Source organism: Desulfocurvibacter africanus subsp. africanus DSM 2603 (assembly GCF_000422545.1).
GTDB lineage: Bacteria > Desulfobacterota > Desulfovibrionia > Desulfovibrionales > Desulfovibrionaceae > Desulfocurvibacter > Desulfocurvibacter africanus.
Genome location: NZ_AULZ01000001.1, coordinates 385,187 through 398,616 on the forward strand (window position 1 = coordinate 385,187; position 13,430 = coordinate 398,616).

General features: G+C 59.7%; 13 protein-coding genes and 2 tRNA genes. 5 read left to right on the forward strand and 10 right to left on the reverse strand.

Annotation, left to right across the window (positions count from 1 at the left end; genetic code table 11):
- Nucleotides 1–55: 55 nt before the first annotated feature.
- The 5 genes from H585_RS0101740 to H585_RS0101760 all read right to left on the reverse strand — a co-directional run bounded on the left by H585_RS0101740 (nt 56) and on the right by H585_RS0101760 (nt 5,051).
- Entirely contained in the window at nt 56–487 is a 432-nt protein-coding gene (locus tag H585_RS0101740) for an EF-hand domain-containing protein (protein WP_027366516.1), read from the reverse strand.
- A gap of 274 nt (nt 488–761) precedes the next feature.
- Nucleotides 762–1,529: an EF-hand domain-containing protein gene (locus H585_RS0101745; RefSeq protein WP_027366517.1), complete on the reverse strand. Its 768-nt coding sequence runs from the start codon at nt 1,527–1,529 to the stop codon at nt 762–764.
- A 304-nt stretch (nt 1,530–1,833) separates the two neighbouring features.
- Nucleotides 1,834–2,316, reverse strand: a complete 483-nt coding sequence (locus tag H585_RS0101750; RefSeq protein ID WP_027366518.1) for an EF-hand domain-containing protein — start codon at nt 2,314–2,316, stop codon at nt 1,834–1,836.
- A gap of 294 nt (nt 2,317–2,610) precedes the next feature.
- Nucleotides 2,611–2,955, reverse strand: coding sequence for an EF-hand domain-containing protein (locus H585_RS0101755; RefSeq protein ID WP_027366519.1), 345 nt, complete (start codon nt 2,953–2,955; stop codon nt 2,611–2,613).
- A gap of 479 nt (nt 2,956–3,434) precedes the next feature.
- Nucleotides 3,435–5,051: a S1C family serine protease gene (locus H585_RS0101760; protein WP_027366520.1), complete on the reverse strand. Its 1,617-nt coding sequence runs from the start codon at nt 5,049–5,051 to the stop codon at nt 3,435–3,437.
- 522 nt (nt 5,052–5,573) lie between these two features.
- Between H585_RS0101760 and H585_RS0101765 the strand changes: the two genes are divergently transcribed.
- Nucleotides 5,574–6,065: a cytochrome c3 family protein gene (locus H585_RS0101765; RefSeq protein WP_005986773.1), complete on the forward strand. Its 492-nt coding sequence runs from the start codon at nt 5,574–5,576 to the stop codon at nt 6,063–6,065.
- A 427-nt stretch (nt 6,066–6,492) separates the two neighbouring features.
- Here H585_RS0101765 and H585_RS0101770 read toward each other — a convergent pair whose 3' ends face one another.
- Nucleotides 6,493–7,368 (reverse strand): ABC transporter permease, encoded by an 876-nt coding sequence (locus H585_RS0101770; protein ID WP_014258843.1) that lies wholly within the window; start codon nt 7,366–7,368, stop codon nt 6,493–6,495.
- On the reverse strand, nt 7,358–8,356 hold the full coding sequence (locus tag H585_RS0101775; protein WP_027366521.1) for an ABC transporter permease: 999 nt from the start codon (nt 8,354–8,356) through the stop codon (nt 7,358–7,360). Before H585_RS0101775 ends, H585_RS0101770 begins: the two co-directional genes overlap by 11 nt.
- Nucleotides 8,357–8,518: 162 nt before the next feature.
- Between H585_RS0101775 and H585_RS0101780 the strand changes: the two genes are divergently transcribed.
- Nucleotides 8,519–8,594, forward strand: a tRNA-Ala gene (locus H585_RS0101780).
- A gap of 87 nt (nt 8,595–8,681) precedes the next feature.
- Nucleotides 8,682–9,479: a sulfotransferase family 2 domain-containing protein gene (locus H585_RS0101785; protein WP_027366522.1), complete on the forward strand. Its 798-nt coding sequence runs from the start codon at nt 8,682–8,684 to the stop codon at nt 9,477–9,479.
- 274 nt (nt 9,480–9,753) lie between these two features.
- Here H585_RS0101785 and H585_RS0101790 read toward each other — a convergent pair whose 3' ends face one another.
- Nucleotides 9,754–10,614, reverse strand: a complete 861-nt coding sequence (locus H585_RS0101790) for a YitT family protein (RefSeq protein WP_014258846.1) — start codon at nt 10,612–10,614, stop codon at nt 9,754–9,756.
- 305 nt (nt 10,615–10,919) lie between these two features.
- Here H585_RS0101790 and H585_RS0101795 point away from each other — a divergent pair, with 305 nt between their 5' ends.
- A complete protein-coding gene (locus H585_RS0101795) occupies nt 10,920–11,372 on the forward strand; it encodes an NfeD family protein (protein WP_027366523.1) in 453 nt (150 codons plus the stop codon).
- A 5-nt stretch (nt 11,373–11,377) separates the two neighbouring features.
- Nucleotides 11,378–12,316 carry an SPFH domain-containing protein gene (locus tag H585_RS0101800; RefSeq protein WP_005986759.1) on the forward strand — a complete coding sequence of 313 codons (939 nt, stop codon included), beginning with the start codon at nt 11,378–11,380 and terminating at the stop codon, nt 12,314–12,316.
- A gap of 205 nt (nt 12,317–12,521) precedes the next feature.
- Here H585_RS0101800 and H585_RS0101805 read toward each other — a convergent pair.
- Nucleotides 12,522–12,598, reverse strand: a tRNA-Arg gene (locus H585_RS0101805).
- 51 nt (nt 12,599–12,649) lie between these two features.
- A complete protein-coding gene (locus H585_RS0101810; protein WP_027366524.1) occupies nt 12,650–13,393 on the reverse strand; it encodes an SDR family NAD(P)-dependent oxidoreductase in 744 nt (247 codons plus the stop codon).
- Nucleotides 13,394–13,430 lie beyond the last annotated feature (37 nt).

Genomic DNA, 13,430 nt, shown 5'->3' on the forward strand with positions numbered 1-13,430 from the left:
CCTTGGATCGAGTAGTTTCTTGAACCGTCAATGAGCCATGGCGCACCGTCTACCGCTACTCGGGTTGTCCGGACATCTTTTCGTCCAGCATCCTGCGCTGCTTGTTCTCCACTCCGGGGCCGTAGGCGCGCTCGCTGGTCTCTTCGTCCTCCATGACACTTTTCTCTTCTGGGCTCATGGGCTGCTCCATGGCCGGCTCTTCGGCAGCCCTGGGCTGCACGGCTCCGCCTTCCTTGTAACTCTGCCACTCGCTCTCGCTGATCATGCCGTCGCCATTCTGATCTATGATGGCGAAGAGTTGGGTCTTATCCTGTTCCTCCAGACTATACCGCTCGAACTCGCCCTGGCTGACGGTGCCGTCCGCATTCTCGTCCATTTGCTCGAACAGGCCTGCTCCTTCCTGCTGCATGCCTGGAGCGACATCCGCATGGCCGATTCCGGCGCTGAGGAGCAGGGTCAAAATTGAAAAAGCGATGATGTTCTTCATGGACAACTCCATTTTGTTAAATGAGTGGAGCCCCCCTGCATGGCCTGCGCTATCCATGCTCTTCAAATTTAGCAGCTTCGCTGTTTCTGCCACTGATTTTCCCTGCACTATTCTCTCAACCACGTGGCCCCCACATGGGCGATAGTTTCCGCCGGTTCTAACGTTCAAGGGCTCCGGGTCTCCCCGAAGCCCTTGCCCTGCCCCTGTCGAGAGTGCGCGGTGTCAATCAATCAGGACTCGTAGTCCATGCGGGCTTCCCAAGCCTGTGCGGAGGCTACTGGGCAGTGCTCCCGCTCTGCATCTTTTCCTGCCATTCCTGCTGGGTAACCTGGCCATCCTGATCGGCGTCCAGAGTCGAAAAATCGTGCGTCATGGACGTATCCTGGGCCTTGTACTCATCGAACTCGCTTTGAGTGACCTGGCCGTCGGCATCCTTGTCCACCATCGAGAAATCGGCCTGCGCTTCACCGGCCGCGCCAGTATCAGTAGATCCCATCTCTTGGGTTCCGGTATCGCTGCTCATGGCACCACCCGCCGCACCGCCAGCCGCTCCGCCGGCCGCCGCTCCGCCTTCGGTAGCGCCCATTTCTTGGGTGTCTGTTTCACCGGCGGGAGCTTCCATGCCTTCCTGGGTGCCCATCTCCTGCGTACCGGCATCACCGCCTTCGGTAGCGCCCATTTCCTGGGTGCCTGTCTCACCGGCGGGAGCCTCCATGCTCTCCTGAGTGCCCATCTCCTGCGTGCTTTCGCCTGCAGCGCCGCCTTCAAGACTACCGCTGCTGGATTCATAGGAGGTCAACTCTTCCTGAGTGATCTGGCCGTCCTGGTTCTGGTCAACGGTCGAGAACAGCTTGGACTTCTCCTGGTCTTCAAAGGAGTAGCCCTCGAACTCTTCCTGAGTGACCTGGCCGTCCTGGTTTTCGTCGATCTTCTGGAAAAGACCCTGGTCCTGCTGCTCGCCACCGCCGCCGAAAATGCCCGCCTGGGCCACGCCGGCGAAGAGGAGGCCTGCCGTGCATGTAACAAAAAGAAGCTTTTTCATCGGTACATCCCTTTGGTTGCAGGTTCCTATTCCGACGACCGCGCACCCCCGATAGCGCAGTATCCCGGAGCGACCTTGTAGCCGATCCAGAGTATGCCGAGATTATCAGCTTCCTTCCGGCATCCACTTGTTTTTTCAGCGTGGGAACTCTAAGCCATTGAATGTAGGACTTTGGACTATAGTCAGTCGGATAGCTGATCGCGTGGGTCCGTCGGCAGGCAAAATAAGCAGGCCCCCGAAGGAGCCTGCTTTGGAATTGTGTACGATCCAGACGCTCAGCCAAGCACCTGGGGATGTGCCAATCCTACTGTCCAGAACCGGTTCCACTGGTCGAACCACCAGTGGTCATGCCGCCGGTTTCCCCTTCGGTCGTGCCATATTCCGGGGTACTACCTTGCGGAGAGCCCGGAGTGTCGCCTGTCATGGCCGGTGCATCGGAAGTGCCGTATTCCTGGGTATCGCCGGTGGTGGCGCCCGTCTCTTCCTGCGTGCCCATCTCCTGCATGGAACCGCTCGTCCCACCCTGCTTCTTCATCTGCCACTGTTGCTGGTCGATCTGGCCCTGGCCCTGCTCATCGAGCATGTTGAACAACTGAGTCTTGTCCTGTTCCTCGAAGTCGTAGTCGCTGAACTCTTGCTGGCTGATCTGGCCATCCTGGTTCTCATCGACCTTCTGGAAGAGGTTCTGGTCCTGCTGCTCGCCACCGCCGCCGAAGATGCCAGCCTGGGCAAATCCCGCGATGGAAAGGCCAGCCATGCATGTCAAAACGATAAGAATTCTTTTCATTTGGCTCCGTCCCTTTGGTTAAGGTTGGAACTAAGCCGAGTGCGCTATCTGTCGCTCTCTCAACCATTCAGGCTTAGTTAGTGTAGTCTGAGTCTAATGATCCTCGCCGGACTGCCACTTGTTTTTAGAGCCTAGGACTTCTAATCCCTTCAGCGTAATTCTTGCGCCTACGACGTGTAGGCCGAGCGATCGAGTACTTTGTGGAGAGCCAAAAGATAGGCCTCACGCCAAGGCGAGAAGCCTGCTTATTTCGTTCTGGCAAGACGTTTGGTCGCGTCTGCATTCCGCCCGACATCATTCGGGCCTCGAGCCGTCTCCATTCGGGATCAAATCCGTGGAGGCTTGCGATTCCGGATTGTCCGTCTCGGACTCTTCGGCCCCGGAAAACGCCCACTCCTGCCAGCTTACCGTGCCGTTCTGGTCCGTGTCGATATCCGCGAACGGCGGTTGCGCTTCCGGATTATCCAGACAGTAGCCCTGGAACTCCAGTTGAGAGATCCAGCCGTTCCGGTCGGCATCCATGCTCTCGAAAAGGCTCCAGTCGGCAATCCCCTCTTCGCCAGCGACATCGGCGGAATGAGCGGCGCCGACGAGAGAGAGCATCATGGCGCACGTTGCGGCGAAAGGCAGCCTGTACATGGGTTCCTTCCCTCTGTTTCGGATTGCCGCACTCCATGCACAGCCCAAAACAAGTACGCGCAGCATCCAATGAGATCGAATCTATCCGAGTCCGGTCTCATTGCCATTTGTATTAAGACCCGATTCTTCTAAAACATTTTGCATTTCAGACGCTCCCTTCGGCGTTGACGGCGGAATTACATTCCGCCTACGCCTGCGGGGCGGCAAGCCATGCCGACGCATGGCTTGCAGAGCATTTTAAAAAGCAAAATGCTCTAAGCCGTCCGCAGTCGTGAAGCGCGCAACCGTCATCCATGAAGCAGCCTCGATTCCAATGCAAACCAGTCAAGGAAGCGCCTTGGCCAGCACAACAACCCGACTTTTGAGCAAACATTTCTGGATGGACCCAACGCGTATCCGTGCGCAAAAAAAGAGCAAGCCCCTGTCGAGACAGGGGCTTGCTCCTTCCGCACGGGCGGGAGGCGGGATAAGCTATATGGCTAGCCCTTGGGCAGGGTCTTGGAGCGGATCATGACTACGTAGGGCGAGTAATCCTGGACCAGCTGCTCCAGGTTGGCCGGCGCATGAACCTTGGCAGGCCGGAGCTTGCACTGCCCGGCATCCGGGATGAGGTCCACCATGCTGTGCAGATAGCCGATCTTGACGGCGAAGTTCACGTTCTGGGGCACGAAGCCTTTCTTCTGCAGGTAGTATTCGTCATCCAGGGCGCCCACGACCACGCCGACCACTTGTCCCTTATGGTTGAACACCGGGCCGCCGCTGTTGCCGGGCTGGATGGAATTGCTGATCTGCATGCGGCCCGGTTCGCCGCGCACGCCGTTGAGCGAGCTGACCACGCCGGTGGTGATCTTGTGGCTCTCGCCCAGCTCGGAGCCCAGGGGGAAGCCCATGGTCACGATATCTTGACCAAGCTTCACCTCGTTGGGCCGCGCCAGGTGATAAGGCAGAGGGCCCAGCTTACCAAGGAACTCCTCGGCTCCGCGCAACCTGAGGATGGCCAAGTCGTTACGCTCGTCCTTCATGAGAATCTCGGCCTCGAAGCGCTTACCCAGCGCGGGAAAACTCACGCTGACATCAACGGCGTTGCGGATGACGTGGTGGTTGGTGGCTATAAGGCCCATGTTGCTGAGCAGGAAGCCGCTGCCCACGGTGGAACCGAGAGACGGCTTGGGCTTGGTCGGCTGGGCCGAGGCCGGGTACTCGCGCACGAAGGCCATCTTAAGCTCTTTGCCCTCGGAGTCCTTGAACATGCCCACCAGTTCGCCCGACTTAAGGCTGAAGCTGCCCTTGAACTCGCTGCCGCTGGGGCCGCGAAACATGGCCGGGTAAGCCTGGCCGGCCTTGGCCGCTATATCCAGCACCACATCGCCCGTCTTGAAATTCTTGTCGCCGCCCTTGAGGTACATGCCGGCGAACTCGCGCTTGCCTTCCTGCTTATCCAGAAAAATAGCCAAGCTGTAGCCGAGCTTCTGGTTGGCCCAGATGCCCTCGACCTCGGCCAAGTCCTTACCGCGTTCATCGAAATATTTCTTAAGTTCCTGCTCATTGCGGGTCATGCGCTCAAGCCCCTGAGCGTCCTTGTCCGCGTCGCTGGATACGGTCACGGCCGGCGCGGAATCCTCGAGCGGCGCGGGCTTGGTCGATCCGACCACCTTTTCGGCCACCAGCAGACCCATATCCGGCGAAGGAGCCTTGTACTGTTCATAGAAGCCCAGAAGCGCGGCGCGCGCGGCCTTGAGCACGCTTTCAGGGTAAGCCTCGCCCTCGGTGGAAGCCTGACCCACATAGATCTCGCGGCCCGATGCCAGTTCGTACAGGCGCACCTTGGCTCTGGTCTTGCCCGAGGCCGTGATATGCTGCAGACTGAGTACCAGGGTCTGCGCCTTGTCCTCGGGCGCGCTGGCCTGGCGAACATCGAAGCCCAGGCCGCTGAAAGTGGAGCCGAGTTCACTGCCGAGGTCGCCTGCCTCGTGCAGGATCACAAACTTGTATTCGCCCAGGTCCGCTTGTGTCTCCGGCTGGCGCATGCCCGCCGCGCAGGCTGCGAGAACCGCCAGGCCGGTCAGGACTATAATGAGTAGGATGGATTTGCGCATGATTCTCCCGTGTGTCGTTTGGTCTGGAAGCGGCCATCCCCCCCGAGACAGCCGCGCGCCAGGCGCTTTCGCTTAGGCACGACCGTCTGGAGCAAGCACCGTGCCGTAAGCAATAGGGCTTTAATTTCAGCTACAAACAACACAACTAAAGACCACGACGGAAATTTTCCGGACCAGAAGAGCAAATGTCGTAATCGCCAAGCGAAATCAAATTCAAAAATGGTCTGGCGATACAGAGCAACACACATACTCTCGCCAGACAGAAGCTCTATTCAATTCCCACCTTAAAGCTTTTCAATATGCACAAAGCATTCAGTACAACTGACATGCAATATTAATATTGCAGTTCGCATGCGTATTCAGCACGCTATTTCGGAATTAGCCCCGCGACTGCGTTCGCGCATGATATGCCCCAGTCATCATTACCAAAGCAATCACGGTCGGTTGACATACTTGCTTCTCCTTGGTAGAGAGCGCCTTTGTGAAAATCGTCACGTCGCACGCACAAAAGAGGGGAACGGAATGAAATCAGCGATGTATTTCGTCGGCGCAGGCGTCGTGTTCGTCCTGCTTGTGGCCCTGTTTGTTTCGCAGATCTCCAGAACACCCGAGGCCCTCGCCTCCGAGACAGAGACTAAGGCCGCGAGCATCGAAGCAGAAACCGTTCTGCAATTCCCCGTCTCGTTCAAGTTCAATCGGCCCGAAGGACGGCCCACGGCCCTGTTCGCTGAGGTCAAGTTCAGCCACTACGACCATCAGGCCGTGGCCTGCGCCACCTGCCACCACACCTGGGACGGCTCCGGCGAAGTCGAGAGCTGCTCCACCGAAGGCTGCCACGACGACCTGACCAGCCGCGGCGAGGTCAATTCCTATTTCCACGCCTTCCATACCAAGGCCAGCGAGACGAGCTGCCGTGGCTGTCACCTCAAGATGACCCTGGAGGGCGAAGCCAATCTGCCCACCTCTCCTTGCGGCAACAATGCCTGCCATCCCAAGGAACGCCGCGCCCAGTAGCCTTTCGCGCCATGCACATGAATTCAAGGCCGCTCCGCAAGGAGCGGCCTTTTTTTGTTGCCCGAAGACCAGCGAGGCGTCCTGTAGCGAACTTCCGCATCCGCGCACATTTCGTCGCCGCGTTACGCATTCTGACCTAGCGCGGGCAATTCCCTGATCCTGAAGCATAAGAGCCGGGAAGGTCTTTGCCCTCCCCAGCCCCCTCCCACCAGGGAGCGAGGCTCCCTGGACCCTATTTTCCGAGGCTGCCGGAGGAGCCGGCCGCCTCTGGCAATCCACCGGCAGCCCTGCCGCCATAGCACGTAAGCGGAGTTTCCGACGCTCCTGCGTCGAAAACTCCGCTTACGCAAATGCAGGGGGTCCGGGGGGGAATGATTCCCCCCCGGCCGCCGGAGGCATATTCTTCTTTGCTCTTTGCCGGACGACGCTACTGGCGAAGCCGCGGGTCGAACAGGTCGCGCAAGGATTCGCCCAGCAGGTTGTAGCCGAGCACGGTGAACAGGATGGTCAAGCCGGGCAGGATGGATAGCCAGGGTGCGATCTCCAGGACTTCCTTGCCCTCCAGAAGCATGTTTCCCCAACTCGGGGTAGGCGGCTGTACGCCAAGCCCCAGAAATGACAGGGAGGATTCCACGAGGATGGCCCCGGCCACGCCCAGGGTGGCGGACACCAGCACGGGCGCCAGGGCGTTGGGCAGGATATGGATGAACAGGATGCGCAGCGGCCCGGCTCCGGACACGCGCGCGGCCTGCACGTAGTCGCGGCGCTTGAGGGTCAGCGTCTCGGCGCGCACCAGGCGCGCCACGCCCATCCAGGAGGTCAGGCCGATGACGACCATGATGTTGAACAGGCTGGGCTCCAGGAAGGCGATGACGGCCAGGATGAGGAAGAAGGACGGGAAGCAGAGCATGACGTCCACGCCGCGCATGACGATCTCGTCGGTCAGCCCGCCCTTGTAGCCGGCGATGAGCCCCAGCACCAGACCGATGGAAACGGACAGGCCCACGGCCACGAAGCCTACCCACAACGAGATGCGCCCGCCCCACAGCAGGCGCGAGAGCACGTCGCGACCCAGGGCGTCGGTGCCCAACAGATGATCGGGCGACAGCGGCGGCAGCAGGATGGCGTCCACGTCCAGCAGCGAAGGGTCATGCGGCGCGAGCCAGGGCGCCAGGATGGCGGCCAGCGACATGCCGCCCACCAGCACGAGTCCTATGACGAGCATTCCGTAGCGCGAGAAAAGGTATGTGACGCGCGAAGGCTGCTTGTACACGCCCTCGATATAGATCCGCTTACCCAGCACGGCCGCCTCCGGAACGGATGCGCGGGTCGGCCAGGCCGTAGGCCAGGTCGGCCAGCAGGTTGCCGGCCAGGGTCAGCACCGCGCCGAGCACTAGGTTGCCCATGATGAGCGGATAGTCGCGGGACATGACGCCCTGGTAGAAGAGCTGCCCCAGCCCCGGCAGGGCGAAAATGGACTCGATGATCACGCTGCCGCCGATGAGGCCGGGAATCGACAGGCCCAGGATGGTGATGACCGGCAGGAGCGCGTTGCGCAGGGCGTGTTTGAAAACCACCGTGCGCGTGGGCAACCCCTTGGCCTTGGCCGTGAGGATGTAGTCCTGGCGCAGCACCTCCAGCATGCTGGAGCGCATGAAGCGCGACATGCCGGCCAGGCTGCCGAAGGTGTAGATGAAAATCGGCATGGCCAGGTGGCTGGCCAGGTCCATGAGCTTTTCCCAGGTCGACAGGTAGGCGAAGTCGAGCGAGGTCAGGCCGGAGATCGGCAGCACCTGCCAGTGCACGCCGAACAGCAGCATGAGCAGCAGCGCCAGCCAGAAGCCGGGCATGGCGAACCCGAGGAAGACGAAGATCGTCATGGATCGGTCGAACCAGCCGCCCTGCCAATACGCCGAGGCCACGCCGATGGGGATGGTGATGGCCAGGGTCAGGACCAGGGCCAGTATGTTCATGCCGAAGGTCAGCGGCAGCCGTTCCTTGATCTTGTCCCACACGGGCCGGTGGTCGCCGGACATGGAGCGGCCGAAGTCGAAGGTGGCCATGCGCGCGACCCAGCTCGCGTATTGCACGTACAGCGGCTTGTCCAGGCCGTACAACTCCTGCAGCCTGCGGCGCGACTCGGCCGAGACCTCGGGATTCAGCGTGGTCTGCAAGTCCGTGGGAGAGCCCGGAGCCAAGTGGATGACCCAGAAGCTGATGACCGTGATGCCGAAGAAGACCACGGCCACCCACAAGAGCTTGCCCAAAATGCGGGTCAGTATGCCGATCATCGCGCCTCCGGACGACTAGAGCTTCCAGCGTTGTAGGATAAGACGAGGCGCGAGGCAACGCACGGCTGCCCTCCCCGGCCTTGGAAACAAAATTTTAAGCGCCGCATTATTCTCGATTGACTTTCGGACAGTTTTGGCTATTTTCGCTTCCTCCAACAGCGTGGGGCTGTAGCTCAGTTGGGAGAGCGCTTGAATGGCATTCAAGAGGTCAAGAGTTCGATTCTCTTCAGCTCCACCACAGATGATTTTTCAAGGGTTAGTCGAGTGATCGGCTAACCCTTTCTTGTTTGTATCACTTGTTAGAGATACCTAGGCACTTCAAATCATGGCTACTCTCAATAAAGACATTTTTTTCTACCATGTCATGAAGACGGCCGGCACAACGGTCGTGCGGCTTTTGGAACAAGCTTATGGAACGGATGCGTCATGCCCGCTGCCCACTCACGAGAACGCTGATCCTCATCCCTTCCTCGGCAAAGTATCCTCTCCAACTCCGCTCATCATTTCAGGCCACCCGGATCAATTGTTCGACCTATGGAAGCTTGCGGAGCAGCGGAGTCTTCCCCGGGCGAAGATGACCTTCCTGCGGCACCCGGTGGATCGCTACCTCTCGTGCTACTACTTCATACGCCGCAGCCACTACGTGCAAAAACACGTGGGATCTTTCGATCTCGATCTCGAGGAAGCCTTGTCGTGCGATGACCGCAGGCTGGCCGGGAACATGATGACAAAGGTGCTCTCATCCCTCGGCACAGCGCGGGACTACAGGGAACCGGCCACAAAACAGGACCTGCTTCAAGCTGTAAAGAATCTCAAGGCCATGGATTTCATCGGAGTGGTCGAGGAATTCGACCTGAGCTATGCCCTGCTGGCGCACGAATTCGGCTTTGTCCCGCCTTGCGTTACCAAGTGGAATGTAAATGCCAAGTATGAAGGCAGGAATGAGATCTCGCCCAAGCTGGAGAGACAGATAAGGATCATGAACCTGTTCGACTACGAACTTTATCAATTCGCGGTCGAGCTGTTTCGGGCCAGGGTTGTTGAAGCTGGTGAACGTCTGACCTCGATGCTTGCACAGATTACGACGTCAGACCTCGTGTATATGGTGAAACAGCAGACTTAGAGCAGATCGCTTTTAGACGCCCGCTCCGGCGTTGACGGCGCAAGTGAATTGCGCCTACGCCTATGCGGCGGCAAGCCATGCCGACGCATGGCTTGCAGAGCATTTTCAAAAGCAAAATGCTCTAAACAACATATCTCAGCTATGAAAATGTGCTTTCACCTCCTCATTGACAGCATCCGCAGGACCGACCCTGCCGGCTCAGGCGCTCGCAAGGAATGACGCGCCTGGCTAGGGTGCGACCATCTCATCTTTGCGAATAGCCCACAATACCACGTCAGTATATCTTCCGCTTCGAAAATGAAGCACCCAGCACGTTGAACGTGTTCTCCACGATGAACAGCGCGTGATCGTCATTAGTGAAGACGATCTCCTCCAGCTTCTTGAGCTGCACATTGTTGACCACGGTCATGAGGATGTCCTTCTCGCGGCCCGAATACGCGCCGTAGCCCTTTATATACGTCGCGCCCTGGCGCAGCTTATCCATGATGTCGCGGGCGATCTCGCGGTTCTTGTCCGAAACGATGAACACGCTCTTGCGCTGGGAGAACATGGACAGCACGTACTCCACGCCCACGCTGGTGATGAAGACCATGATGAGCGAGGCGATGACCAGGTCCACGGGCAGAGCCGTCAGGGCGAAGGCGAACAGGATCAGGTTGTAGGCGAAATAGAGCTTGCCGATGCCGATGTTGTAGCGCTGGAAGAGCAGCACGGCGATGACGTCCAGGCCGCCGTTGGAACCGAGCGAGCGCAGCACCAGGCCCGCGCCCATGCCGACCAGTGCGCCGGAGGCTACGGCTGCATAAAGCTGGTCCTGGATGCCCGAGCTGGAGGGCATGACCTCGTAGAGCCCCGTGATGACGGCCATGGCGAAGGCGCTGTACAACAAGAAGCGTCGGCTCACGAACAGCCAGCCGACAACGAACAGGGGCAGGTTGAGAAGGAAATAGAGGATGCCGGGCGTGAGCCAGCCCGTGGCGTAGTTTATAAGCATGCCGGCGCCGAACACGCCGCTGGCCACGAAGCCGTGTTGCACGGCGATGGCTTTGAGGCCGAAGGCCTGGACGGCGCTGCCCACGATGATGAGCAGCAGGTTCCACCAGACCGAATACGTGTAGTCGAATCGCTTCGTCACTTCCCCTCCTGTAGCAATTGTTTTCCGCGCCCCGCATAGGATAATCGCGAAGCCCTGACAACCCGCGCGGACAGGGCAAACAGCCAAGTCGCGCAACAGGAGCGCTTTGCAAAAGGCAGGCTGAAAGCGCCCTCCGGACTGTCTTCGCTCGGGTCCTGGAACCCCTTTACAGGGCGCAGGCACAAGTTGGTCCGATTTTCGCTTGCAAATCAAAGCCTTGCTTTCAAGGCCAATAGAGTCAACAAGTTGCCGAATTCGTGCAAGCCACGCCCTGAAATGTCGAGTTCGCAAAGGAGGGATGAATCATGCGGGCGTATGTGATCTGGTTCCTGATCGGAGCTGTATTTCTTTTCCTGGAAATGCAGCTTCCCGGGTTCATATTGTTCTTTTTTGCCATTGGCGCCTGGGTTGCAGCCTTGGCCGTCGCCTTTTTCGATATCAGCCTCAGCCAGCAGATACTGATCTTCACCGTCTCTGCAGTGGTCTCGCTCATCATTCTCCGCGCCTATCTCAAGCGTGTCTTCCACGGGCACCTGGTCGGGTCCGCACCTGATGGGGAGTTCGACGACGGAGTCATGGGCTCCATCGTCAGCGTGGTTGAACCTATCCAGCCCAATACGCCCGGAAAGGTCAAATACCGGGGGTCTTACTGGAAGGCCTATTCGGATGAAGTGCTTCAGGCAGGCGATTCCGCCCGCATCGTATCCTATGCCGAGGAGGGCCATGGAGCCTTCCGCGTGCGCAAAGTCGAGGAGTAAACTATATGGAAGGATTAATAGTAGCGATTGTTCTCGCGGTCCTGGCCCTCGTCATTCTGGTCAAGACAGCGGTCATCGTCCCGCAGATGAACCGTTATGTGGTGGAGCGTCTCGGCAAGTACAAAACCTCGATGGACGCGGGCTTCCACATCCTGGTCCCGTTTATCGACAAGGTCGGCTACAAGTTCTCGCTGAAGGAAACCGTGATCGATACCCCCAAGCAGTCCTGCGTGACCAGGGACAACGTGGTGGTGGACATCGATGGCGTGATCTACATCCAGGTCATGGACGCCAAGCAGGCCGCCTACGGAATCGACAATTACCTGATCGCGGCAACCCAGTTGGCGCAGACCACGCTGCGCTCGGTCATCGGCACCTACGAGTTGGACAAGACCTTCGAGGAGCGTGAGGAGATCAACCGGAAGGTTGTGGACGCCGTGGATCAGGCCGCCTCCAGCTGGGGCATCAAGGTGCTGCGGTACGAGATCAAGGACATAACAATGCCTCAGCCGATCCTGGAGTCCATGCAGAAGCAGATGCAAGCCGAACGCGAGAAGCGCGCGGCGGTCCTCAAATCCGAAGGCGAGCGGGAAGCCGCGATCAACCAATCCCTGGGCGAGAAGGAAAAGGCGATCAACGAATCCCTAGGCTATCGCGAGCGCCTCAAGAACGAAGCCGCAGGCGAGGCTGCCCAGATCGAGGCGGTCGCCACGGCCACGGCCGAGGGTATCCGCAGGGTAGCCTTGGCCCTTCAGGAGAACGGCGGGCATGGCGCGGCGTCACTGCGTCTTGCCGAGCAGTACATCGAGCAGTTCGGCAAACTGGCCAAGGAAACGAACACCATGATCCTGCCAACCAACCTGGCGGACATCGGCGGCACCGTGGCCGGTCTGACCAAGGTGCTGGACGAAGTCAGGAACAAAGGCTCCTTCAAGCTTAGCTGAGCAAGCTCCACGTCGCCTTCCTGCCCGGGGGATCGTCCTCCGGGCGGGACGCGACCGAGGAAATCGTGGCGCGGACCGAAGACGGACGCGTCTTAAGATCATGGATGGCTGCGAAAGAGGCTGGCGGCTCCGCACTACTGGGAGCCAGATGGGGGAAAGAACGCTCTGTCCTGACAGGGGTCAGAATAGGAAGTATCGTGTCTACTGGTGCGCCCGGAGAGATTCGAACTCCCGACCGTCGGATTCGAAGTCCGATGCTCTATCCAGCTGAGCTACGGGCGCGGTTCCGGACTGCTAGCCTTGTCGCCGAGAAAGGTCAACCCAAACCAGAGCCTAACCCGCCCGAATGGTCTTGCCGTGGTAGCGACTCGGGTCCGCGTCCAGGATGCGGGCCAGGAAGGCCGCCGACTCCTCGGGCGTGATGAGCTCCCCGCGCTCCTTTATCTCCCAGAACACCTGACGCACCTCCTCGGCCGCGCCGCCTTCGGCTTCGCGTGCCTGCCGCTGCATGCTCGTCTCCACGACTCCGGGCCTGTAGACGATGACCGCCACGTCCGGGGCCTCGGCCGCCAGTTGGCGGGCCATGTGTTCCTCGGCGGCCTTGGCAGCGCAATAGGCCGCGATGCCCGGCTGCACAAGCTCGGCAGCGCCCGAACCAAAGAACACGGCGAAGGCCCCTTCCTTGCCTCGCATGTCCGGGACCGCCTGGCGCGCGAGCTGCCAGCCGGCCTTGACGCTGGCGGCGAAAACCTCATCGAACCGCTCCTCGGACAGCTCCCATAGATGCGGTCCGGGAAACAGCAGCCCGGCCGCATGCACGAAGCCGTGCGGCCCGCCGGACTCGCGGGCCTCCTCCACCAGCTTGGCCGCCACGTCGGCGTCGCTGGCGTCGCCGACCACGGCCGTGCAGCGCCTGCCCTTGGCCGTGCAGTCTTTGGCGATTTCGCCCAGCGGGCCTGCGGAGCGTGAGTTGAGCACCAGGGTCGCGCCTCGACCGGCCAGGTCCAGGGCCAGGGCTCGGCCTATGCCCCTGGATGCGCCCGTGACGATGACGGTTTTATTTTCCAGGCTTCCCATGTATCCTCCTCGTTTGGACAATAGGCTAAAAGGAGCC